23 protein-coding genes and 1 tRNA gene are annotated in these 21,208 nt (G+C 65.1%); 5 read left to right on the top strand and 19 right to left on the bottom strand.

Translation table 11 applies throughout. The features are described 5' to 3' along the window. Positions 1-17: 17 nt before the first annotated feature. Complete coding sequence (locus tag B5G43_RS08880; protein ID WP_158097386.1) at positions 18-677, bottom strand: YesL family protein; 660 nt, start codon at positions 675-677, stop codon at positions 18-20. Positions 678-861: 184 nt separating this feature from the next. Here B5G43_RS08880 and B5G43_RS08875 point away from each other — a divergent pair, with 184 nt between their 5' ends. Together B5G43_RS08875 and B5G43_RS08870 are read left to right on the top strand one after the other, a co-directional pair. After that, on the top strand, positions 862-1,422 hold the full coding sequence (locus B5G43_RS08875) for an adenylyltransferase/cytidyltransferase family protein (RefSeq protein ID WP_087260370.1): 561 nt from the start codon (positions 862-864) through the stop codon (positions 1,420-1,422). An 80-nt stretch (positions 1,423-1,502) separates the two neighbouring features. Beyond that, on the top strand, positions 1,503-1,742 hold the full coding sequence (locus tag B5G43_RS08870; protein ID WP_087260368.1) for a hypothetical protein: 240 nt from the start codon (positions 1,503-1,505) through the stop codon (positions 1,740-1,742). A gap of 192 nt (positions 1,743-1,934) precedes the next feature. Here B5G43_RS08870 and B5G43_RS08865 read toward each other — a convergent pair. Continuing rightward, positions 1,935-2,011 (bottom strand) — tRNA-Pro (locus B5G43_RS08865). Between the two features lie 150 nt (positions 2,012-2,161). Between B5G43_RS08865 and B5G43_RS08860 the strand changes: the two genes are divergently transcribed. From B5G43_RS08860 to B5G43_RS08850, 3 genes are read left to right on the top strand one after another with little or no spacing between them, the layout of a single operon-like run. After that, on the top strand, positions 2,162-2,554 hold the full coding sequence (locus B5G43_RS08860; protein WP_087260366.1) for a spore cortex-lytic protein: 393 nt from the start codon (positions 2,162-2,164) through the stop codon (positions 2,552-2,554). A gap of 13 nt (positions 2,555-2,567) precedes the next feature. Beyond that, entirely contained in the window at positions 2,568-3,695 is a 1,128-nt protein-coding gene (locus tag B5G43_RS08855; RefSeq protein ID WP_087260365.1) for a peptidoglycan-binding protein, read from the top strand. Between the two features lie 18 nt (positions 3,696-3,713). Further along, positions 3,714-3,974, top strand: coding sequence for a hypothetical protein (locus B5G43_RS08850; RefSeq protein WP_087260363.1), 261 nt, complete (start codon positions 3,714-3,716; stop codon positions 3,972-3,974). A 41-nt stretch (positions 3,975-4,015) separates the two neighbouring features. Here B5G43_RS08850 and hisE read toward each other — a convergent pair whose 3' ends face one another. From hisE to pyrH, 17 genes are all read right to left on the bottom strand, one after another. Next, positions 4,016-4,342 carry a phosphoribosyl-ATP diphosphatase gene (hisE, locus tag B5G43_RS08845; protein ID WP_087260361.1) on the bottom strand — a complete coding sequence of 109 codons (327 nt, stop codon included), beginning with the start codon at positions 4,340-4,342 and terminating at the stop codon, positions 4,016-4,018. Beyond that, positions 4,335-4,682 carry a phosphoribosyl-AMP cyclohydrolase gene (hisI, locus tag B5G43_RS08840; RefSeq protein ID WP_087260358.1) on the bottom strand — a complete coding sequence of 116 codons (348 nt, stop codon included), beginning with the start codon at positions 4,680-4,682 and terminating at the stop codon, positions 4,335-4,337. Before hisI ends, hisE begins: the two co-directional genes overlap by 8 nt. A 3-nt stretch (positions 4,683-4,685) precedes the next feature. Beyond that, positions 4,686-5,441: an imidazole glycerol phosphate synthase subunit HisF gene (gene hisF / locus B5G43_RS08835; protein ID WP_087260355.1), complete on the bottom strand. Its 756-nt coding sequence runs from the start codon at positions 5,439-5,441 to the stop codon at positions 4,686-4,688. Then, positions 5,435-6,157, bottom strand: a complete 723-nt coding sequence (gene hisA, locus B5G43_RS08830) for a 1-(5-phosphoribosyl)-5-[(5-phosphoribosylamino)methylideneamino]imidazole-4-carboxamide isomerase (protein ID WP_087260353.1) — start codon at positions 6,155-6,157, stop codon at positions 5,435-5,437. Before hisA ends, hisF begins: the two co-directional genes overlap by 7 nt. Continuing rightward, positions 6,154-6,762 carry an imidazole glycerol phosphate synthase subunit HisH gene (gene hisH / locus B5G43_RS08825; RefSeq protein WP_087260351.1) on the bottom strand — a complete coding sequence of 203 codons (609 nt, stop codon included), beginning with the start codon at positions 6,760-6,762 and terminating at the stop codon, positions 6,154-6,156. The genes hisA and hisH overlap by 4 nt, the downstream gene beginning before the upstream one ends. Further along, the gene (gene hisB / locus B5G43_RS08820) at positions 6,762-7,337 is read right to left on the bottom strand and encodes an imidazoleglycerol-phosphate dehydratase HisB (RefSeq protein WP_087260349.1); all 576 of its coding nucleotides are present in this window, start codon (positions 7,335-7,337) and stop codon (positions 6,762-6,764) included. The genes hisH and hisB overlap by 1 nt, the downstream gene beginning before the upstream one ends. Before the next feature lie 12 nt (positions 7,338-7,349). Continuing rightward, complete coding sequence (gene hisD / locus B5G43_RS08815) at positions 7,350-8,624, bottom strand: histidinol dehydrogenase (RefSeq protein WP_087260347.1); 1,275 nt, start codon at positions 8,622-8,624, stop codon at positions 7,350-7,352. Beyond that, positions 8,621-9,271: an ATP phosphoribosyltransferase gene (gene hisG, locus B5G43_RS08810; protein WP_087260345.1), complete on the bottom strand. Its 651-nt coding sequence runs from the start codon at positions 9,269-9,271 to the stop codon at positions 8,621-8,623. Before hisG ends, hisD begins: the two co-directional genes overlap by 4 nt. Further along, positions 9,268-10,437: an ATP phosphoribosyltransferase regulatory subunit gene (gene hisZ / locus B5G43_RS08805; protein ID WP_087260343.1), complete on the bottom strand. Its 1,170-nt coding sequence runs from the start codon at positions 10,435-10,437 to the stop codon at positions 9,268-9,270. Before hisZ ends, hisG begins: the two co-directional genes overlap by 4 nt. Before the next feature lie 144 nt (positions 10,438-10,581). Next, on the bottom strand, positions 10,582-14,754 hold the full coding sequence (locus B5G43_RS08800; protein WP_087260341.1) for a PolC-type DNA polymerase III: 4,173 nt from the start codon (positions 14,752-14,754) through the stop codon (positions 10,582-10,584). A 19-nt stretch (positions 14,755-14,773) separates the two neighbouring features. Further along, positions 14,774-15,811, bottom strand: a complete 1,038-nt coding sequence (ispG, locus tag B5G43_RS08795; RefSeq protein WP_087260339.1) for a flavodoxin-dependent (E)-4-hydroxy-3-methylbut-2-enyl-diphosphate synthase — start codon at positions 15,809-15,811, stop codon at positions 14,774-14,776. Positions 15,812-15,826: 15 nt separating this feature from the next. Continuing rightward, positions 15,827-16,891, bottom strand: a complete 1,065-nt coding sequence (locus B5G43_RS08790; protein WP_087260337.1) for a M50 family metallopeptidase — start codon at positions 16,889-16,891, stop codon at positions 15,827-15,829. Positions 16,892-16,951: 60 nt separating this feature from the next. Further along, positions 16,952-18,091 carry a 1-deoxy-D-xylulose-5-phosphate reductoisomerase gene (locus B5G43_RS08785; protein WP_204244497.1) on the bottom strand — a complete coding sequence of 380 codons (1,140 nt, stop codon included), beginning with the start codon at positions 18,089-18,091 and terminating at the stop codon, positions 16,952-16,954. A gap of 13 nt (positions 18,092-18,104) precedes the next feature. After that, positions 18,105-18,929 carry a phosphatidate cytidylyltransferase gene (locus B5G43_RS08780; protein WP_087260333.1) on the bottom strand — a complete coding sequence of 275 codons (825 nt, stop codon included), beginning with the start codon at positions 18,927-18,929 and terminating at the stop codon, positions 18,105-18,107. Continuing rightward, entirely contained in the window at positions 18,929-19,675 is a 747-nt protein-coding gene (locus B5G43_RS08775) for an isoprenyl transferase (RefSeq protein ID WP_087260331.1), read from the bottom strand. The genes B5G43_RS08780 and B5G43_RS08775 overlap by 1 nt, the downstream gene beginning before the upstream one ends. A gap of 78 nt (positions 19,676-19,753) precedes the next feature. After that, on the bottom strand, positions 19,754-20,308 hold the full coding sequence (gene frr, locus B5G43_RS08770; RefSeq protein WP_087260330.1) for a ribosome recycling factor: 555 nt from the start codon (positions 20,306-20,308) through the stop codon (positions 19,754-19,756). A gap of 1 nt (position 20,309) precedes the next feature. Further along, positions 20,310-21,032: a UMP kinase gene (pyrH, locus tag B5G43_RS08765; RefSeq protein ID WP_087260468.1), complete on the bottom strand. Its 723-nt coding sequence runs from the start codon at positions 21,030-21,032 to the stop codon at positions 20,310-20,312. Positions 21,033-21,208 lie beyond the last annotated feature (176 nt).

Raw genomic sequence — 21,208 nt, 5'->3', positions numbered from 1 at the left:
GGCGGGCATTTTTCGTTTCAGCGGAGATACCAGGGGCGCTCGTCCTCGGGGGGCAGCTCCATGGTGCGCAGCATCTCGGACTTCAACACCCGCTCCAGCAGGAGGGACGCCCAAATCGCCGTCAGCGCCGGCAGAACGAAGAGCCCAAAGGGCCAGAAGCGGATCACGCTGCCCACCACCAGCAGCAGCACGCCCAAAGCCAGCGTGGTGGGCGCGTGGGCGACTGCCAGCCGGGCGCTGAGGGAGAAGAGCCCGCCCAGGCGGACATCGAACCGGGACAGCGTGGGAAAGAGATAGGCCAGATAGCCCAGCAGCACCAGCGCCAGCAGCGCGCCGGCCACCAGCAGCACCATCGCGGTCCGGTCGCCGCTGGCCGCCATCTGGTAGAACATGTAGAGCAGCATCGCCACCACCTGCGCCGCCACCAGGCACACCAGGCTCGCCAACAGGCCGGTCTTGAGGTTGAGGCGGAAGCTCTCCACGAAGTTTTTATAAGGGAAGGGCTCCCGCCGCCGCCAGCACTTGACCATGGTGTAGTAGAGCGCCGCCGTGGCCGGTCCCGCCGTCACCAGCGGGATGCACAGCACCACCCACAAAAAGCTCATGGCCACGACGGTGAAGATGCGGTCGATGGTTTGAAAAAAGCCGTTCTCGGGATTGAAAATGGTCCCCCACATGGGCATGGTCCTCCCTGTAAATCGTCGTTTACCGTCATTCTACCTTATTTTCCCCGCCGCGTCAAATCCTCCTCCCGGTTTTCATTGTTTTTTTCTATAAAGTCCGGGTTTTTCTTTACATTTCGTCTGCTTTCGGCTAGGATATCCTGTGCTGAAATTCAATCTGACCGGAGGCAGAGACGATATGAACGATTCCATCGGCGTCATCATGGGGCGCTTCCAGGGGCTCCACCTGGGTCATATGGAATACCTGCTGGCGGGAGCCCAGCGCTGTGACCACCTCCTGGTGGGGGTCACCAATTTCACGCCCTGGGAGGAGAAGCCCGACGGCGTGCGGGAGCTGGCCCGCTCCCAGCGCAACGCCAACCCCTTCACCTACTACGAGCGGATGGTCATGCTGCGGGACAGTCTGGTGGAGGCCGGCCTCCCCCGGGAGCGCTTCGACGTCATCCCCTTCCCCATCGAGTACCCCGAGCGCATCGCCAACTTCGCGCCCCCCGATGCCGCTTACTACGTGACCATCTACGACCAGTGGGGCGAGCACAAGCGGCAGGTACTGGAGGACCTGGGCCTGCGCACGGAGGTGCTGTGGGTGCGGGACGACAGCCAGCGCCTCACCAGCGGCACCGAGGTCCGCCGTCTCATCGCCCAGGGCCAGCCTTGGGAGCACCTGGTCCCCCCTGCCGCCCGGCGCTACATCGAGAGTCACGGCCTCATCCAGCGGCTCAAAGACGCCCTGGCCTGATCGTGGAACCCTCCCCGCACCCGGCGCATAGCATGGGCTGTGGGCAAAAGCCCGCCACTTCTGATGGGGAGGAATCACATATGTGTTGTTGTAACAATCAGAGCCGTTCCCGCTGCGGCTGCTCCTGCTGGGGCGGCTGCCAGAACACCTGGAACCAGGCCCGGACCGGCAGCTCCTGCTACGTCTCCGTGCCCCAGTTCCTGTGTGCCGCCGCTCAGGCCGAGGAGGAGTCCTCCGCCCAGGCCAGCCACCGCTTCGTGGTCACCGGCACCATCGACCAGTTCCGGCTGCTCTCCGGCTGCAACTGCGGCTGCGATTGAGGCTCCAGCGCGCCGCCCCTTCGGGCGGCGTACTTACCCCTCCCCTTCCCCGTGGCACCCTGCCCACACGCCCGAAGTACGGCCTCGCCGGCCCGCTTTGCGGCAAAACCCGGCCGGCAAAAGATTGCCGGCCGGGTTTTTTTGATGCGCGAAGGAAAAGAAAAAGTCCGTATTCCTTGCGGAATACGGACTTGGTCCGAGTGACTGGACTTGAACCAGCGGCCTCCTGAACCCCATTCAGGCGCGATACCAAACTTCGCCACACCCGGATTTCTGACTGCTTATCTCAGACAGCTCATATAATATAGCACACTCTTTTTCGTTTGGCAAGAGGTTTTGTAAAATTTTTCGAGATTTTTTTCTGCGGTGCTAGGGCGGTCAGACGGCACATAGATTTCCCATAAAAGGAGGGATGCAGCTTGGCCTCATCCGGCACCATCATTGCACACGTTTTTACCTCCCGGGCACAGCTCCCGGTCTCGGGCGCACTGGTCGCCCTGCTCCAGCCCAATTCCGGCGGGAAGCCTACGCTCCTGGCCCTGCGGGTCACCGACGAGAGCGGCTTCACGTCTCCGGTCCGCCTCCCCACCCCCGACCTCGCCCAGGGCACCAGCCCCGGCGGAGAAACCCCCTACGCCCTGGTCACCCTCTGGTGCGAGGCCCCCGGCTATGGCTATCAGGTGGTGGAGGGCATTGAGGTCTACCCCGGCGTAGAGACCATTCAGGACGTGGAGCTGGTCCCCCTGTCCCGGCCCGAGACCATCGGCTCCGCCAACGGCAGCACCACTGTCATCACGCCCCCCACGCTCTGAAGGAGGTGAAACCATGGCCGTACCCCCTGTCCCCTACATCCCCCGCACCATCACCGTCCACCTGGGCGCGCCGGGCAGCAGCTCCGAAAACGTCACCGTCCCCTTCCCCGACTACGTGAAGAACGTGGCCTCCAGCGAGATCTACCCCACCTGGGAGCCCGCCGCCCTGGAGGCCAATATCCTGGCCATCATCTCCTTCGCCCTCAATCGGGTGTACACCGAGTTCTACCCCAGCCGGGGCTACCCCTTCCAGATCACCTCCGAGACCGCCTACGACCAGAAATTCATCTACGGCCGCAGCACCTACGAGAACATCGACCGCCTGGTGGATGAGCTCTTCACCTCCTACCTGCGGCGGGAGGGCTTCATCGAACCCCTGGCGGCCAAATTCTGCAACGGTACCACCACCACCTGCGACGGGCTCTCCCAGTGGGGGAGCCAGGCCCTGGCCCAGGAGGGCTACGACGCCATGTCCATCCTACGCTTCTACTACGGACCCGACATCGAGCTGGTCACCGACGCGCCGGTCATGGGTATCGTCAACTCCTACCCCGGCTCTCCCCTGCGCCGGGGCGACCGGGGCGCCGACGTGGCCCAGCTCCAGACCATGCTCAACCAAGTGGCCCGGGACTACCCCGCCCTCCCCACCATCGAAGAGGTGGACGGCATCTTTGACCAGCAGACCGAGGAGTCGGTCCGCCGCTTTCAGGAGATCTTCGGCCTGGCGGTGGACGGCGTGGTGGGCAAGGCCACCTGGTACCGGCTGGTCTATCTCTATGTAGGTATCCGGGATCTGGCGGAGCTGGTCAGCGAGGGTCAGCTGGACTACCAGGACTCCCTCCTCCAGCTGGACGACGGCCGTCTCTCTCCCGGCAGCCGGGGCGGCGGCGTGCGGGTCCTCCAGTATCTGTTGGAGGTCCTCTCCTCCTTCTACGCCCAGGTGCCCGGCCCGGAGCAGGACGGCATCTACGGCGAGGAGACGCGGCAGGCCGTGCTGGCCTTCCAGCGGGCCTCCGGCCTCCCCGAGACCGGCGAGGTGGACCGCACCACCTGGGAGGCCATCTACCAGGCCTACGCCGGAATTCGGGACACCGTCATCATCGACGGCCAGGCCCTGCCCCTGGCCACTCTGCTGCCCTGAGGAAAGGAGGCGCTCCCCTTGTACGACTGGACTCCCATCCCCCCCGGCGGCCGCAGCGCCGCCCTCCAGCCCGCCCAGGCCATGTTCCTGGAGCTGTCCCAGGTGCTGAATGGGCCCCAGCCCGGCCCGGTGGACGGGCGGCACTCCGGCACTTCCATCCAGAACGTGCTCTGGCTCCAGCGGATGCTGGGCCAGGCCCAGACCGGGGTGCTGGACGGCCCCCTCTTTTTTCGCCTGGCTCACCTGCACCGCCTGTGCCGCCGCTGCGGCGGAACCTAAAAGACGGGGACCTGTTTTAACGAACAGGTCCCCGTCTCTTATTAAGTATTGTGGTCGCTCTGGTGGAACTGCTTCAGATTGCCGATCTTCTGGCTGCGGCGGTCAAGCTCCTCCATCACCGCCTCCAGCGGGATGTTCTCCTGGACCATCATGACGGTCAGGTGGTAGATGAGGTCGGAGATCTCCCCCACCGTGTCGGCCTGGACGCCGTTCTTGGCGGCGATGATGGTCTCGGAGCACTCCTCGCCCACCTTTTTCAGAATCTTATCCAGCCCCTTGTCGAACAGATAGCAGGTATAGGACCCCTCCCGGGGATTGGCCTTCCGGTCCTGCACCACGGCATAGAGCTTGGCCAGGGTATCATTCATGGGTATCCTCCTCTCCCTTCATGGGAATTTCGTTGAAAAAGCAGCTTCTGGCCCCGGTGTGGCAGGTAGGGCCCACGGGATCGCAGAAGTAGAGCAGCGTGTCGGTGTCGCAGTCGGTGACCATCCTCTTCACGTGGAGGAAGTGGCCCGAGCTCTCTCCCTTGTTCCACAGCTTCTGGCGGCTGCGGGACCAGAACCAGGCGGTCTTGGTCTTTAGGGTCAGCTCCACCGCCTCTCTGTTGGTGAAGCCCAGCATAAGTACGTCTTTCGTCTCTGCGTCCTGGATGATGACGGGGATCAGGTCCGATTTCTGAAAGAGCAAATCAAGATCAAAGTCCATGGTTCACCTCACGGGGATGTGTCTGGTGCGGAGGTAGTCCTTCACCTGGGGGACGGTCAGCTCCCCGAAGTGGAAGAGGGAGGCGGCCAGGGCGGCATCGCAGTTCGTCGCCTCAAAGACCTCCGCGAAGTGCTCCAGCGACCCGCAGCCGCCGGAGGCGATCACCGGGATGGACACGGCGTCGGTGACGGCTTTCGTCATGGCGAGATCAAATCCCGCCTTGGTGCCGTCGGCGTCCATGGAGGTGAGCAGAATCTCCCCCGCCCCCAGAGCTTCGGCCTTCTTGACCCAGTCGATGAGGTCGATGCCGGTTGGCTTCCGTCCACCTGCCACGACCACTTCCCAGGTGCCGTCCCCACGGGCCCGGGCGTCGGCGGCCAGCACCACGCACTGAGAGCCGAAGCGCTCGGCGGCCTCGGAAATCAGTTCCGGCCGGGCCACAGCGGCGGAGTTTACCGAAATCTTGTCCGCGCCCGCCCGGAGGAGCCGCTGGAAGTCCTCCACGGTGCGGATGCCGCCCCCCACCGTGAGGGGCACGAACACCTGGGACGCGGTGCGCTCCACCACGTCCGCCACGGTGTCCCGGGCGTCGCTGGTGGCGGTGATGTCCAGAAAGACGATCTCGTCCGCCCCCTGGTCCGAGTAGAACTTGGCCAGCTCCACCGGGTCGCCGGCGTCCCGGATGTTGACAAAATTGACCCCCTTCACCACCCGGCCGTCCCGCACGTCCAGACAGGGGATGATGCGTTTGGCTAGCACTGGGCACCCTCCTCCCGCACGGCCGCGGCCAGGTCTACCGTCCCGGCGTACCAGGCCTTGCCGATGATGGTCCCGTAGAGGCCCATGCCGCTGAGCTGGAACAGGTCCCCGTTGGAGGCCACCCCGCCGGAGGCCACGATCTGGCAGTTCACCGCCTTCTGGAGCGCGTCCAGCCGCCCAAAGGAGGGTCCGGAGAGCATGCCATCGGTGGCGATGTCGGTGAAGATGATGGTTTTCACCCCCAGGGCCTCCATGGACCTGGCGAAGTCCAGGTAATCGAGGCCGGAGGACTGCTCCCACCCGGAGGTCTTGACGATGCCGTCCATGGCGTCGATGCCCACGGCCACCCGCTCGCCGTATTTCTCCACCGCCTCTTTCACAAAGTCCGGGTCGCTGACGGCGGCAGAGCCGATGACGCACCGCCACACACCCAGCGAAAAGACCTCTTCCAGGTCGGCCATGGAGCGGATGCCGCCCCCCAGCTCCACCTTCAGGCCGGACTGCTCGGCCACGGCCTGCACGATGGCCCCGTTTTTCCGCGCGCCGCTGCGGGCCCCGTCCAGGTCCACCATGTGGATGTGCCGGGCTCCGGCGTCGTAAAAGGCCTTGGCGGTGGCCAGGGGGTCGTCGGCCACCTGGTGGGCGGTGGCGAAGTCGCCCTTGTAGAGGCGCACCGCCTTGCCGTCTTTCAAATCAATGGCGGGAAACAAGATCATCTGTTCAGCCCTCCGAAATTCCGCAAAATCTGTAAGCCCACCTCGCCGCTCTTTTCCGGGTGGAACTGGCAGCCGTAGACCCCGTTCTGCCCCACCGCCGCCACCACGGGGGTGCCGTAGTCGGTCCGGGCCAGAACGGTAGCCGGGTCGGATGCCACGCCGCAGAAGGAGTGGACGAAGTAGACATAGCTCCCCGCTTCCACGCCCGCAAAGAGGGGCGACGGGTTGGGGAACTGTAAGCTGTTCCACCCGATGTGGGGGAGCTTCTCCGCCGTCTCGATGCGGCGGACACAGCCGGGGATGAGCCCCAGGCCGGCGCACTCCCGCACCTCCTCCCCCTGCTCGAAGAGAAGCTGCATGCCGAGACAGATGCCCAGAATGGGCTTTTTCCCCGCCTGGGCCAGCAGTACGGCGTCCAGGCCAGTCTGGCGCAGGCGCTCCGCCGCGTCGGGGAAGGCCCCCACACCGGGGAGGAGGATGGCGTCGGCCATCTCCAGCTCCTTGGCGTCGCCGGTGATGCGGGTGGGGAGCCCCAAGTAGTGCATGGCGTTGGTAACGCTCTTCAGGTTGCCCACGCCGTAGTCCACGATCGCGGTATAGCCCATCACAGCACCCCCTTGGTGGAGGTGACGCCCCCGCCGGTGACCTGGACGGCCTCCTTGACGGCCATGCCCAGGGATTTAAAGAGGGCCTCAGTGATGTGGTGGGCGTTGGCGCCGTAGTGGCACTTCTGGTGAAGGGTGAGACCGCTGTTCATGGCCAGGGCCCGCATGAATTCCACCGTCAGGCAGGAATCGTAGCTCCCGATCATGGGCTGGGGCATCTCCGCGTCAAAGACCAGGAAGGGCCGGTTGGAGAAGTCCAGGGCGGTGAAGCACAGGGCCTCGTCCATGGGCACGAAGGCCGAGCCGTAGCGGCGGATGCCCTTCCGGTCCCCCAGGGCCCGGCTCAAGGCTTGCCCCAGGACGATTCCGGTGTCCTCTACCGTGTGGTGGCCGTCCACCTCCAGGTCGCCCTTGACAGTGAGCTCCAGCCCCAGGCCGCCATAGAAGGCAAAGGCGGTGAGCATGTGGTCAAAAAAGCCGATGCCGGTGGACACCGACACCTCGCCCCCGTCCAGAGACAGTTTTAAACGGATGTCGGTCTCCTTGGTGGTGCGGTTCACTTGTGCTGTTCTCATCGTCCTTCTCCTTTACTCAAACCGCACCCGGATGGAATTGGCGTGGGCGGTGAGCTTCTCCGCCTCGGCCAGGGTGATGATCTGGTCTTTGATGGGGGACAAGCTCTGTTGGTCGTACTGGATGACACTCATGGTTTTGAGGAAGCTGTCCACGCTCAGGGGCGAGAAGAAGCGGGCGGTGCCGCTGGTGGGCAGCACGTGGTCCGGCCCGGCCAGATAGTCGCCCAGCGGCTCCGGGGACCAGGCCCCCAGGAACACCGCGCCGGCGTTTTTGATGTTGGGCAGCAGGGCTCGGGGATCTTCCGTGACGATTTCCAGGTGCTCGGGGGCGATCTGGTTGGCCAGCGCCGCGCAGGCATCCAGATTCTCACACACCACGGCGCACCCGAAGTCCCGCAGGGAGCACTCCATGATCTCGGAGCGGCTCAGATACCCGGTCTGGCGGATGATCTCCCCGTCCACCGCCTGGGCCAGCTCCATGGAATCAGTGAGCAGCACGGCGGAGGCCAGCTTGTCGTGCTCGGCCTGGCTCAGCAGGTCGGCGGCCACGAATTTGGGGTTGGCGCTGCCGTCGGCGATGACCAGCACCTCGGAGGGTCCGGCCACCATGTCGATGTCCAGCGTGCCGTAGGCCAGACGCTTGGCGGCGGCCACATAGGCGTTGCCCGGGCCCACCAGCTTATCGACCTGGGGGATGAAGCCCGCGCCGTAGGTGAGGGCGGCCACCGCCTGGGCCCCACCCACGGCGATCACCCGGTCCACGCCGGCGATCTTCGCCGCCGCCAGCACCGGGTCGCTCAGATTCTCGGTGGGGGGCGTGACCATGACGATCTCCTCCACCCCGGCCACCTTGGCGGGGACGGCGTTCATCAGCACGCTGCTGGGGTAGGCCGCCGTGCCGCCGGGGACGTAGATGCCCACCCGGGTGAGGCCCCGGACGATGCGCCCCACTACGCCCCCGTCGGGGGAGGTCCACTCCTGGGACTTTACCAGGAGCTTTTCATTGTAATCCCGGATGTTGGCCGCGGCCCGCTCCAGAGCGGCGATCAAATCTGCCGGGCAGCGGGCGTAGGCCGCGTCCAGCTCCTCCCGGGTGATCTCCCGGGGAGCGGCCTTGTCAAAGCGCAGGGAGTACTCCTCCACCGCTTCGTAGCCCCGCTGCCGCACGTCCTCCAGAATGGCGGCGGCGGCGCGCTGGATGTCGGCGTTTTTGGCCGCCGAGCGGGCCTTCATACCGGCGATGACCGCCTGCTCGGCGGACCCGTCGGCGCGTACGATCTGGATCATGCCTGTTCCCTCCGCTTCTCCAGCTCCGCCTCACAGCGGCGGATAAAGTCCTCGATGAGCTCCTTGTGGAGCTTCATGCTGGCCGTATTCACGATGAGCCGGGCGCTCACCGGCGCCACGTCCTCGATGGGTACCAGACCGTTGGCCTTCAGGGTGGCCCCGGTCTCCACGATGTCCACGATGGCGTCGGCCAGCCCCAGAATGGGGGCCAGCTCCACGCTGCCCTCGATCTTGATGATGTCCACGTCCATGCCCTTTTTGGCAAAGAAGGCGCGGGTCACCTCCGGGTACTTGGAGGCGATGCGCCGGGTCTTGTAGGTGCCGTAGAAGTCGGAGCCCTCCTTCACCGCCAGGGCGAAGCGGCACTTGCCGAAGCCCAGGTCCAGTACCTCATAGAAGGAGCCGCCCTTCTCCAGGATGGTGTCCTTGCCCACGATGCCCAGGTCGCACACGCCGTGCTCCACGTAGGTGATGACGTCGGGAGCCTTGGCCAGCACCGCGTCCAGCGGGTAGTTGGGCACGCAGTGGACCAGGCGGCGGCCCGGGTTGCGCACCGGCGTACAGTCCAGCCCCGCCGCCTCGAACAGCTCCATGCTCTTGTCCAGCAGCCGCCCCTTGGTAATGGCGATCTTCAGCCGCTCGCTCATACCCGCACCGTCCTTTCTCCGTCCTTATCCAAGACCAGCACCGACTCGGCCCCCTTGTCCCGGGCCAGATTCAGGCTGGACTCCAGGGTGCGGCAGGGGGAGAGCTCACAGGTACCGGCGGGGCGGCTGTCCACCGCCTCCAGGGCCTGGGCCAGGTAGCCCGGCTCGTAGTGCACCACTGTGCGCAGCACCGGCAGAGCGGTCTCGGGCAGGGTGCGGGCCACCGCGTCCACGTCCACAGCAAAGCCGGTGGCGGGGGCTTCACGGCCGAAGATGCCCACCAGGTTGTCGTACCGGCCGCCGGAGAGGACGGCGTCCCCCGCTCCCTCCACGTAGCCCCGGAAGACCACGCCGGTGTAGTAGTCGATCTGGTGGACCATGCCCAGGTCAAAGCGGACGTACTGGCCGTATCCGGCGGCGGAGAGCTCGTCGTAGAGCTCGGCCAGGTAGTCCACCGCGGGGGTCTTGCCCGCCAGCTTCTCGGCCTGGGAGAGCACCTCCACCCCACCGAAGAGGCGGCTGAGCTGCTCCAGAGCAGCGCAGGCGGGATCGCCCCGGTAGGGGGTCAGCAGGGCGGTGAGGGCGGCGAAGTTCTTGCCCTCAATGAGGGCGCGCAGCTCCTCGGTGGTCTCCTCCCCCAGCTCCAGCCGCCCGGCCAGCTCCCGGAAATACCCGGCGTGGCCCATCTCCACGTGGAACTTGGGGGCCCCGCAGCAGCGCAGGGCGTCAATGGCGGTGACGATGATCTCCACGTCGGCCTTCTTCCCCTTGGCGCCGATGAGCTCCACGCCGCACTGGGGGATCTCCCGGCTGCCGCCGTTGTGGGCGGGGTTGGCCCGGTAGACCGTCTGGTCGTAGTAGAGCCGCTGAGGCAGGGCCACCGCCTTCAGCTTGCTGGCCGCCACCCGGGCGATGGGGGTGGTGGAGTCGGGGCGCATGACGCAGAACTTGCCGCTGGGGTCCCCGACTTTGATCATGCGCTCCTGGGGGATGGCGCTGCCCGAGCGGGCAAAGAGATCGTAAAATTCCGTGTCCGGGGTGGACACCTCCAGAAATCCCCGCTGCCGGAACAGGCGGGTCAGCCGCCCCTGGACCTGGCGGCGCTCCTGGCACTCGGCAAAGAGCCGGTCCCGGGTGCCCTCGGGGGTGTTGATACGGTATGTCATCGGAGCATCCTCCTCTGCTTTATCACTTTACCACGCTAATATACTATATAGTGAAGTTCTTGTCAAGAGCGGATGTGCAGAGCGGGGCCGGCAAACTGCCGGCCCCGCTGGGTCTGTCAGGCCGGTAGGGCCTTTCCGTATTCCTTAAAATCCGTCAAAGAGTGTAATCTGGCTGGTGTCGGGCATGCCGTCCAGAGCTCCGGCGGCCTTGAGCTGCTCGATGTGGGTCTTGGACACCTTGGGACAGGCGGCGGAAAACTCCTCGATGGAGATGAACTGCTTACCCTCCCGCTGCTCGGTGATGGACCAGGCCGCCGTCTCGCCCAGACCCGTGATGGAGGTGAAGGGGGGCAGCAGGCTCTTGTTCTCCTCGTCCATCTGGAAGAGGGTGGCGTGGGAGCGGTAGAGGTCCACGTGCTGGAAGGTGAAGCCCCGGATGTAGAACTCGTACACCACTTCCAGCGTGGTCATCATGTCCTGCTCCACGGCGGAGGCGTCCTTGTCCTTGGCCTGGATGTCCCGCATCTTCTGGAGGCACACGTCCAGTCCCCGGCACATATAGGTCTCGTCAAAGGCCTTGGCCCGGATGGAGAAGTAGGCCGCGTAGAAGGCCAGAGGCCGGTGGACCTTGAACCAGGCGATGCGGAAGGCCATCATCACGTAGGCCACCGCGTGGGCCTTGGGGAAGAGGTATTTGATCTTCTTACAGGACTCAATGTACCACTCGGGCACATTGGCCGCCTTCATCTCGTCCTCGGCGCCCTCGGGAAGCCCTCTTCCCTTTCGCACCGACTCCATGATTTTAAACGACCGCTTCTCCGGCATGCCGCAGGCGATGAGGAAGAGCATGATGTCGTCACGACAGCCGATGGCCTGGCCGACGGGGATGCCCTGGTCCACCACCAGGTCCCGGGCGTTGCCCAGCCACACGTCGGTGCCGTGGGAGAAGCCGGACAGCCGCACCAGGATGTCGAACTCGTGGGGCTGGGTGTCCACCAGCATGCCCCGGACGAAGGAGGTGCCGAACTCCGGGATGGCCACCGCGCCGGTGGGGCCCAGTCGCTTGTCGTTCTCAAAGCCCAGGGCCTTGGAGGAGGTGAAGAGGGACATGGTGTCCGGGTCGTCCAGGGGGATCTCCTGGGCGTTCATCCCGGTCAGGTCCTCCATCATACGGATCATGGACGGGTCATCGTGGCCCAGCATGTCCAGTTTCAGGATGTTGGACTCCATGGAGTGATATTCGAAATGGGTGGTGACGATGTCGGTGTTGGGGTCGTCGGCGGGGTGCTGCACCGGACAGAAGTCATAGATCTCCCGGTCCTGGGGGATGACCACCATGCCGCCGGGGTGCTGGCCGGTGGTGCGCTTGACGCCGGTGCAGCCCATGGCCAAGCGGTTCTCCTCCGCCCGTGTAACGTGGAGGGCCCGTTTCTCCAGGTACTTCTTCACGTACCCGAAGGCGGTCTTTTCCGCCACGGTGCCGATGGTGCCCGCCCGGAACACGTGGCTCTCGCCGAAGAGCTCAAAGGTGTGGCGGTGGGCCTTGGCCTGGTATTCGCCCGAGAAGTTCAGGTCGATATCGGGAACCTTATCGCCGCCGAAGCCCAGGAAGGTCTCAAACGGGATGTTGAAGCCGTCCTTGGCGTAGGGGGTGCCGCACACCGGGCACACCGCGTCGGGCATGTCGGCACCGCAGCCCGCCCCCAGCTCCTTGGCGATCTCAAAGTCGGAGTGTTTGCAGTTGGGACAGCGGTAGTGGGGCGGCAGGGAGTTGACCTCCGTGATGCCCGACATGAAGGCCACCAGAGAGGAGCCCACCGAGCCACGGGAGCCCACCAGATAGCCGTGGTCCAGGGAGTCCTGCACCAGCTTCTGGGCGGACATGTAGATCACGTCGTAGTGCCGGCCCAGAATGGCGTCCAGCTCCACGTTGATGCGGTCCACCACGATCTGAGGGGGCTCCTCGCCGTAGAGCTGGTGGGCCTTGCCCCACACCAGGCGCTTCAGCTCACCCTCGGAGTCCTCCAGGGAGGGCGGGAACAGGCCCTGGGGCAGCGGCACCACATTCTCGCACCAGTCGGCCACCAGGTTGGTGTTGCGCACCACCACGTTGTAGGCCTCCTCCTTGCCCAGGTAGGAGAACTCCTTCAGCATCTCGCCGGTGGTTTTAAAGTAGATGGGCAGCTCCGCGTCGGCGTCCTCGAAGCCCTTGGTGTCCAGGAGGATGTGGCGGTATACCTCGTCCTCTGGGTCCAGGAAGTGGACGTCGCCGGTGGCGCAGACGGGCTTGTCCAGGGCCTTGCCCAGCTCCACGATGGTGCGGTTGAAGTCCCGGATCTCCTCCTCGCTGCGGACAATGCCCTTGCGCAGCATGAAGGCGTTGTTGCACAGAGGCTGGATTTCGAGGAAATCGTACCAGGAGGCGATGCGCTTGAGCTCCTGAAAGTCCTTATGCTTCACCACCGCCTCGTAGAGCTCGCCCGCTTCGCAGGCCGAGCCCAGGATGAGCCCCTCCCGGTGCTGGTTGATGAGGCTCTTGGGCATGATGGGATAGCGCTTGAAGTGCTCCAGGTGGGCCTTGGAGATGAGCTGATACAGATTCCGCAGACCCAGCTGGTTCTTGGCCAGGACGATGAGGTGCTTGGGCTGGCGCTTGGCCTTGCCCGCGCCTCGCAGCCGGGTCATGGCCGGATTGATGCCCTGGAGGGTGTGGACCCCCAGGTCCTCCAGCATCTTGAAGAAGGGGATCAGCATATAGGCCACCGTGGCCGCGTCGTCGCTGGCCCGGTGGTGGTTGAAGGCGGGCAGGTTCAGGTGCTCCGCCACGATGTCCAGCTTGTGCTTGGAGAGCTGGGGCAGCAGGTTCTGGGCCAGGATGAGGCTGTCGATGGAGGTGTTTTCAAAGGATCTCCCCATCTTCCGGCAGCCCTCGGCGATAAAGCCCATGTCGAACTCGGCGTTGTGGGCGGCCAGGGGCCGTCCGGCGGCGAAGTCCAGGAAGGCATTGATGGCCTCGGCCTGGCTGGGAGCCCCCTTCAGCATGTCGTCGGTGATGCCGGTGAGCTCCACGATGGTTCGGTCCAGGGGCCGCCCGGGGTCAGCGAAGGTGTTGAAGGTCTCGGCCACCTGGCCGTCCCGGAGGACGACGGCGCCGATCTCGGTGATGACGTCCCGGCGCTTGTCCAGGCCGGTGGTCTCGATGTCGAAGCACACCACTTCGCCGTGGAAATCCTGGTCCGCCTCACCGTGGACCACCACCCGGTCGTCCACGTCGTTGATGTAGTAGGCCTCCACGCCGTAGAGGATCTTAATGTTCTTGGCCGAGTGCCAGGCGTCGGGGAAGGACTGGGCCACGCCGTGGTCGGTGATGGCGATGGCCCGGTGGCCCCAGGACTCGGCGCGCTTGACCACGTTCTTCTCGGGGCCCAGCTTGGGGCCCACCTGGGTGAGGGCGTCCATAGAGGACATGGTGGTGTGAAGGTGGAGCTCCACCCGCTTCTCCGGCGCGTCGTCGGTGCGCAGGGTGCGCTTTCCCTCCTGGATGGCGTAGGGCTCCAGCACCAGGTCCCCGGAGAAGCGGTCGATGGTCAGGCGGCCCTGGATGCGCAGGTGCTGGCCCTTCTTCACGCCGTCCACGATGGGCTTGCCCTCGTCGCCGTTGAAGAACTTGCTCACCCGCACCGAACCGGTGTAGTCGGTCATGTCGAAGCAGATGACCCAAGCCTTGCGCTTCTTGAGCTCCCGGTGGTCGATGGCGAACACGTCGCCCTCCACCGTCACGGTGCCCATGTCCAGTTCCAGGGTGCGCATGGGGATGGTCTCCCCCTTCACGTCCCGCTTGCCGAAGATGAGCTTGCCCTTTTTCTCCTTGCTGCCGGAGGAGACCACGGGGGCCTTGATCTTCTTCAACGCCGCCTGGCGGATGGCCTCGGTGCGGGCGAAGGCCTCTGCCGCTGAGGCGTCCAGGGTGGGCGCCGCTTCCTCCGCCGGAGCGGGGGGCGTCACCGGCACGGCGGGCTCCACCGGAGCGGCCGCTGCGGCCACCTGGACCGGCTCAGGCTGGACCGCCGGGGGGACGTCCTCCCCTCCCCCGGCCACCGCCAGGGATACCCGGCTCAGGTCGTAGGTCTGAGCCAGCAGGTCCTCCAACATGAGGCGCAGGCCCTCCTCCGGCCCCGGCGGGGTGAGCTCCACCTCCAGGGCCCGCTGGGCCCGGCGGATGACCGCGCCGCTGACCTGGAGAACCGCCACCTCGCTCCGCCCGGCCACGGTGTCCGGGAGGGCGGAAAAGAGGGTCAAAAATGGGATTTCTGGCATATGTAAACGCTCCTATTGACTAGATCTCGTCGATGAGGCGGAAGAGCTCGTCCACCAGCTCCGCCTGGGGCACCTTCTTGACGATCTCCCCCTTGCGGAAGAGGAGCCCCTCGCCGTTTCCGCCGGCGATGCCCACGTCGGCCTCCCGGGCCTCCCCGGGGCCGTTGACCACGCAGCCCATGACCGCCACGGTGATGGGCTTGTGGACCTGCCGCAGCCGCTCCTCCACCTCTCCGGCCAGGCCGATGAGGTCGATCTTGGTCCGGCCGCAGGTGGGACAGGAGATGAGCTCCGGGCCGTCCTTCCGCAGGCCCACCACCTGGAGGATGTCCTTGGCGGCATAGACCTCCTCCACCGGGTCGGCGGAGAGGGACACCCGGATGGTGTCGCCGATGCCCAGGGCCAGCAGGCCTCCGATGCCCACGGCGGACTTTAAAATGCCCATGCGGGGGGTGCCCGCCTCGGTGAGGCCCACGTGGAGGGGATAGTCGCTCTCGGCGGCCATCTTGCGGTAGGCCGCGATGGTGCCGGGGACGCTGGAGGTTTTCAGCGACACGCAGATGTCGTCAAAGTCCCAGCGGTTCAGAAGTTTGATGTGACCGAAGGCCGACTCCACCAGGGCCTCGGGGGTGGGGCCGCCGTACTTGGCCAGCAATTCCTTTTCCAGAGAGCCGCCGTTGACGCCGATGCGGATGGGGATGTTCCGCTGACGGCAGGCGTCGGCCACCGCCTTCACCCGGTCCTCCCCGCCGATGTTGCCCGGGTTGATGCGCACCGCGTCGGCCCCCGCCGCCGCGGCCTCCAGGGCCAGCTTGTAGTCGAAGTGGATATCCACCACCAGAGGGATGTGGATACGCTCCTTGATGGCCCCCACCGCCTTGGCGGCGGCCAGATCGGGCACCGCGCAGCGGATGATCTCGCACCCGGCCTCCTCCAGACGGAGGATCTGCTCCACGGTGGCCGCCACATCGTCGGTACGGGTATTGGTCATGGACTGGATGGTCACCGGGGCGCCGCCGCCCACGGGGACGTTGCCCACCTTGATCTGCTTTGTCATGGTCCTCCCCACTTTCTAAAAGAGTTTGGTCACGTCGCTCACCGCCACCACGGCCATCAGGCCCAGCAGGCAGAAGAAGCACACCATATTCACGGCGTTTTCATACTTGGGGTCCAGCTTGCGCCGGGTGAAGAGGCGGTACACGCCCCCCAGGAACAGGAAGAAAATACGTCCGCCGTCCAGCGCCGGGATGGGCAGCAGGTTCATCACCGCCAGGTTGATGGCGATGAAGGCCATGAGGTAAAAGACGCTCTGGAGGGCGGCGGCCACGCCGTAGCTCTCGGCGGTGCTGGTGCCCACCTCCTCCACGGCGTCCACGATGCCGATGGGGCCGGACAGATCCCGCAGACCCACCGCGCCCCGCACCAGGTCGCCCAAGCTGAACCACACCATGCGCACCATGTCGGCGGCCTCCAGCATGGTCATGGTGAGGCGGTTGCCGATGGTGGCAGGCAGGACGATGGCCCCCATCTGGAGGCCCCGCAGGCGGGTGGTGCCCTCCTCGGTCTCCTTGGTCTGGAAGGGGATGTGGACGTCGTTCAGGGTGATTTTCTCCCCATCCCGCTCCACCACCAGGTCCACGGTGTCCCCGGCCCGGTCCAGGAAATACTTGGCGTCGCTGTAGGTCCACACGCCATGTCCGTCCACCTTCACAAAGCGGTCCCCCGCCTGGAGGCCGCAGTCCTCAATGCCGTAACCCTCCAGGAAGCCCGCCACCGCCGGCAGCTGGTACCCGGTGGCCGGGATGGACAGGATCAGCAAAATCACCACGCCGGCCAGGAAGTTCATGACCGACCCGGCCACCAGGATAATCACTTTGCGCCAGGCGGCCTTGTTCTGGAAGGAGCGGGGGTCGTCGGTGTCCTCGTCCTCCCCCTCCAGCGCGCAGTAGCCCCCGATGGGCAGCAGGCGCAGGGCGTACAGGGTCTCACCCTTCTGCTTTTTGTAGAGGGCGGGGCCCATGCCGATGGCAAATTCGTTGACCCGCACCCCCAGGAGCTTGGCGGTGATGAAGTGGCCGAACTCATGCACTGCGATGAGCAGGCCGAACACCAGAATGGCAATGATAATGTAGAGCATACAACCTCCAGATGAAACAGAATGGGACGGCGCTTGGCGCGCCGCCCCAGGCGGGATGGGTTATTCGGCGGCCCAGGCACGAGCGGCCCGGTCCGCTTCAAACACGTCCTCCAGGGTGGACGCGGCCCCGGCGGGCACATGCTCCATGGCCCGCTCCACCAGGCGCGGGATGTCCATAAAGCCGATCTCTCCGGCCAGGAAACGGCCGACTGCCGCCTCGTTGGCGCCGTTGAGGATGGCCGTGGCGGTGCCGCCCTGGGCGGCCGCCCGCCGCGCCAGCGCCAGACAGGGGAAATTCTCCTCGTCCGGGGGCGCGAAGGTGAGCGTGCCGCAGGCGAACAGGTCCAGGGGCTTCGCCACCGCCTCCCCCCGCTCCGGCCAGGTCAGGGCGTACTGGATGGGCAGGCGCATGTCGGGGACCCCCAGCTGGGCGATCACCGCGTTATCACAGTATTCCACCGCCGAGTGAATGATACTCTCCCGGTGGACCACCACGCAAATTTTCTCCGCCGACAGGCGGTAGAGCCGCATGGCCTCGATGAGCTCCAGGCCCTTATTCATCATGGTGGCCGAGTCCACGGTGATCTTGGCCCCCATGGACCAGTTGGGGTGCTTGAGGGCGTCGGCCAGGGTGACCGTCTCCAGCTCGGCCCGGGTCTTGCCCCAGAAGGGGCCGCCCGAGGCGGTGAGCAGGATGCGCTTGACCTCGCCGTGGTCGGCGCAGCCCTGGAGGCACTGGAAAATGGCCGAGTGCTCCGAGTCCACCGGCACGATCTGGGCACCCCAGCGCTCGGCCTCCTTCATCACCAGCTCACCGGCGCAGACCAGGGTCTCCTTGTTGGCCAGGGCGATGCGCTTGCCCGCCTGGATGGCCGCGATGGTGGGGCGCAGGCCCACGATGCCCACCACGGCGGTGACCACCGTGTCCACCTTGGGAATGGTGGCAGCCTCGATGAGGCCCTCCATGCCCTCCAGCACCCGGATGTCGGTGTCCGCCAGGCGCACGCGCAGGTCAGCCGCCGCCTCCGGGTCCATCATCACCGCCAGCTCCGGCCGGAACTCCCGGCACTGCTCCTCCATCCGCGCCGCGTCCCGGTTGGCCGTCAGAGCCAGCACCGTGTCGCCGCCGGCGCGGACCACGTCCAGGGTCTGCCGGCCGATGGAGCCGGTGGAGCCCAGAATGGAAATCTTACGCTTCACGAAAATCCCTCCCTCAGGACAGGATGGCGGGCAGGTGGCGCACCAGCAGCTCGATGGCGGGCGCGCAGAAAATCACGCTGTCGAACCGGTCCAGCACGCCGCCGTGGCCCGGAAAAATGTTGCCATAGTCTTTGATGCCGTACTCCCGCTTGATATAGGAGAAGGACAGGTCACCAAGCTGGGACACCACGCTGCCCAGAGCGCCGTACAGGGCCAGCATGGGGTAGCTCACCACATGCTGGAAGCCCAACTGGAGCACCACACCGTAGAGGAGCATGCCCAGGATGGCGCCCACGAAGCCGCCCACGGCCCCCTCCACCGTCTTTTTCGGGGAGAGGTGGGGGGCCAGCTTGTGCTTACCGAAGAACATCCCGGCAAAGAGAGCCATGGCGTCACTGACGAAGGCGGCCAGGAAGGGCATGAGGATCAGATACTTCCAGTGCTCCATGCTGCGGATACGCACAAAGGAGGACAGGAAGAAGGGGATCATCACGGCCAGGAAGAAGGCGCCCCCCATCTTGGCCAGGGTCAGGGTCTGGCGGCTGGCGATGGCCTCGCAGAAGAGGAGGACCACATAGATAAACAGGCCCGCCAGCGCGCCCTCCTCGTTGCCGTTGAAATACACCCAGAAGGGAATGAGTCCCGCCAGGGCGATGGAATAGCCCGACACCCGGGCGTGCTTGACAAATCCGGTGGACCACAGGGCCTCATGCACCGCGATCATGGACAGCCCCGCAATGATCACGGGGATCACGACGGGGTACTGGGGAGAGACTCCGTACAGCACCACAAAAATCAGCGGGATGAAGATCACCGCCACCAGGATGCGCTTACCCATCACACACCTCCGAACCGGCGGGACCGGGCCTGATACGCCGCCAGAGCTTTGTTGAGCTCCTCCCGGGTGAAGTCGGGCCAGAGCACGTCGGTAAAGTAGAACTCGGCATAGGCCGACTGCCAGGGCAGGAAGTTCGACAGCCGCAGCTCCCCGCTGGGCCGGATCACCAGATCCGGGTCGGGCAGCCCCGCCGTATAGAGGTGGGCGGACAGGTCCGCCTCGGTGATGTCCTCCGCCTTCCGCTGACCGGCGGCGCACTCCGCCGCCAGAGCCCGGGCCGCCCGGACGATCTCGTCCCGGCCGCCGTAGTTCAGGCAGATGTTCACCTGACAGCCGTCGTAGTGGGTGGAGATCTCCTCCGTACGGAGGCACAGCTCCTTCAGCTCATCGCTCAGAGGCGAGAGGTCCCCCAGAAACTTCATCTTGACCCGGTCCTTCTCCATCTTGCCGATGGCCTCCAGCAGGTACTTTTTCAGAAGCCCCATAATGGCGGAGACCTCCTCCGCCGGGCGCTTCCAGTTCTCGGTGGAGAAGGCGTAGACGGTCAGATATTCCAGGCCGATGTCCTTGCAGTAGGTGGCGATGGTGCGGAAGGTCTCCGCGCCCGCGGCGTGACCCGCTGTCCGGGGCAGGCCCCGGCGCTTGGCCCAGCGGCCGTTGCCGTCCATGATGATGGCCACATGCCGGGGCAGACGGGAGAAGTCCACCTGGGGCGTCTCCCGCTCCTTTGCTTTGAAGATGGGCATAGCTAACATCCTACCAAATCAGAATTTGGTGCGGGACGCAGCGCGCCCCGCACCAGGTCATATTCAGGGGTGTATCTCTTACACCGCCATGAGCTCGGCTTCCTTCTTGGCGGTCAGCTCGTCGATCTGCTTGCAGCTCTTCTCGGTGAGATCCTGCATTTCCTTCTCGTACTCCTTCAGATCGTCCTCGGTGATCTCGCCCTTCTTCTTCATGGACTTGTAGCTGTCCACGGCGTCCCGGCGGATGTTGCGGATGGCAACCTTGCCGGCCTCGGCGTACTTCTTCACCTGCTTGGACAGGTCGCGGCGGCGCTCCTCGGTGAGCTGGGGGAAGGACAGGCGGATGAGGCGGCCGTCGTTCTGGGGGTTGATGCCCAGGTCGGAGGTCTGGATGGCCTTCTCGATGGCCTTCAGCAGGGAGCTGTCCCAGGGCTGGATGGTCAGGGTGCGGGGATCGGGAGAGGAGATGGCGGCCACCTGGTTGATGGGGGTGGGGCTGCCGTAGTAGTCCACGCTGATCTTGTCCAGGACGGCGGCGTTGGCGCGGCCGGCGCGGACACTGGCAAAGTCGCTCTTGACCACCTCGATGGTCTTCTGCATCTTGTCGTCGTAAGTCTTATGGATGGCGTTCATCTCACGGTTCCTCCTTCACAATGGTGCCGATCTTCTCGCCCTTCAGGACGCGCAGGATATTCTGGGGGTCCTTGAGGGCGAAGAGGATCACAGGGATCTTGTTATCCATAGAAAGGCTGGTGGCGGTGGAGTCCATAACCTGCAGGTGCTGCGCCAGCACGTCGTCGTAGGTGATGGAGTCGTACTTCACCGCGCTGGGGTCCTTGTTGGGGTCGGCGGAATAGACACCGTCGATGTTCTTGGCCAGCAGGATCACATCGGCGTTGATCTCAGCGGCCCGCAGCACCGCGGCGGTATCGGTGGAGAAGAAGGGGTTACCGGTGCCGCAGCCGAAGATGACCACGCGGCCCTTCTCCAGGTGCCGGATAGCCCGGGAGCGGATGTACGGCTCGGCGATGGCCCGCATCTCGATGGCGGTCTGGACCCGCACTTCCACACCCAGCTGCTCCAGCACGTCGGCCAGAGCCAGGCAGTTCAGCGTCGTGGCCAGCATGCCCATGTGGTCGGCGCGGGTGCGCTCCATCTTGCCGCTGCCGTCCTTGATGCCGCGCCAGAAATTGCCGCCGCCCACGACGATGCCCACTTCAACGCCCATCTCCACGCACTGCCGGATGACATCGCAGACCTGGTTGATGACGCCAAAGTCCAGGCCCCGGCTGGCCTCGCCGGCCAGAGCCTCGCCGCTGATCTTCAAGAGTACCCGCTTGTACTGCGGTTCGCTCATCATGATTCAACCCCTTTTATATTCGCTGTTGGTGTGAGGCCCCCCGCGCCGGACAGGCGGCGGCCACGTCTCACTATTGCTTTCCGTTATTGTAACTTATTTTCCGCGGTTTGCATAGGCCTGAAACAAAAGTTTTTACAAATTGTTCGAATTCGTACCTTCTGTCCGAGCGGAAA

It is taken from the genome of Flavonifractor sp. An92 (genome assembly GCF_002159175.1).
Taxonomy (GTDB): domain Bacteria; phylum Bacillota; class Clostridia; order Oscillospirales; family Oscillospiraceae; genus Pseudoflavonifractor_A.
Note: the sequence above shows the minus strand (reverse complement) of the source record. Positions and strands in the feature narration are given on the sequence as shown.

What these genes read in the sequence shown, in the direction of transcription:
- hisE (WP_087260361.1), bottom strand. Translation starts at nt 4,342, where the DNA reads ATGAATGATACCCTGGCCAAGCTCTATGCCGTGGTGCAGGACCGGAAG.
- pyrH (WP_087260468.1), bottom strand. Translation starts at nt 21,032, where the DNA reads ATGAGCGAACCGCAGTACAAGCGGGTACTCTTGAAGATCAGCGGCGAG.
- B5G43_RS08800 (WP_087260341.1), bottom strand. Translation starts at nt 14,754, where the DNA reads ATGCCAGAAATCCCATTTTTGACCCTCTTTTCCGCCCTCCCGGACACC.
- hisD (WP_087260347.1), bottom strand. Translation starts at nt 8,624, where the DNA reads ATGATCCAGATCGTACGCGCCGACGGGTCCGCCGAGCAGGCGGTCATC.
- hisZ (WP_087260343.1), bottom strand. Translation starts at nt 10,437, where the DNA reads ATGACATACCGTATCAACACCCCCGAGGGCACCCGGGACCGGCTCTTT.
- B5G43_RS08875 (WP_087260370.1), top strand. Translation starts at nt 862, where the DNA reads ATGAACGATTCCATCGGCGTCATCATGGGGCGCTTCCAGGGGCTCCAC.
- ispG (WP_087260339.1), bottom strand. Translation starts at nt 15,811, where the DNA reads ATGACAAAGCAGATCAAGGTGGGCAACGTCCCCGTGGGCGGCGGCGCC.
- hisG (WP_087260345.1), bottom strand. Translation starts at nt 9,271, where the DNA reads ATGAGCGAGCGGCTGAAGATCGCCATTACCAAGGGGCGGCTGCTGGAC.
- B5G43_RS08870 (WP_087260368.1), top strand. Translation starts at nt 1,503, where the DNA reads ATGTGTTGTTGTAACAATCAGAGCCGTTCCCGCTGCGGCTGCTCCTGC.
- hisI (WP_087260358.1), bottom strand. Translation starts at nt 4,682, where the DNA reads ATGGACTTTGATCTTGATTTGCTCTTTCAGAAATCGGACCTGATCCCC.
- hisH (WP_087260351.1), bottom strand. Translation starts at nt 6,762, where the DNA reads ATGGGCTATACCGCGATCGTGGACTACGGCGTGGGCAACCTGAAGAGC.
- B5G43_RS08780 (WP_087260333.1), bottom strand. Translation starts at nt 18,929, where the DNA reads ATGGGTAAGCGCATCCTGGTGGCGGTGATCTTCATCCCGCTGATTTTT.
- B5G43_RS08855 (WP_087260365.1), top strand. Translation starts at nt 2,568, where the DNA reads ATGGCCGTACCCCCTGTCCCCTACATCCCCCGCACCATCACCGTCCAC.
- B5G43_RS08880 (WP_158097386.1), bottom strand. Translation starts at nt 677, where the DNA reads ATGTGGGGGACCATTTTCAATCCCGAGAACGGCTTTTTTCAAACCATC.
- B5G43_RS08775 (WP_087260331.1), bottom strand. Translation starts at nt 19,675, where the DNA reads ATGCCCATCTTCAAAGCAAAGGAGCGGGAGACGCCCCAGGTGGACTTC.
- B5G43_RS08790 (WP_087260337.1), bottom strand. Translation starts at nt 16,891, where the DNA reads ATGCTCTACATTATCATTGCCATTCTGGTGTTCGGCCTGCTCATCGCA.
- hisA (WP_087260353.1), bottom strand. Translation starts at nt 6,157, where the DNA reads ATGATCTTGTTTCCCGCCATTGATTTGAAAGACGGCAAGGCGGTGCGC.
- frr (WP_087260330.1), bottom strand. Translation starts at nt 20,308, where the DNA reads ATGAACGCCATCCATAAGACTTACGACGACAAGATGCAGAAGACCATC.
- hisB (WP_087260349.1), bottom strand. Translation starts at nt 7,337, where the DNA reads ATGAGAACAGCACAAGTGAACCGCACCACCAAGGAGACCGACATCCGT.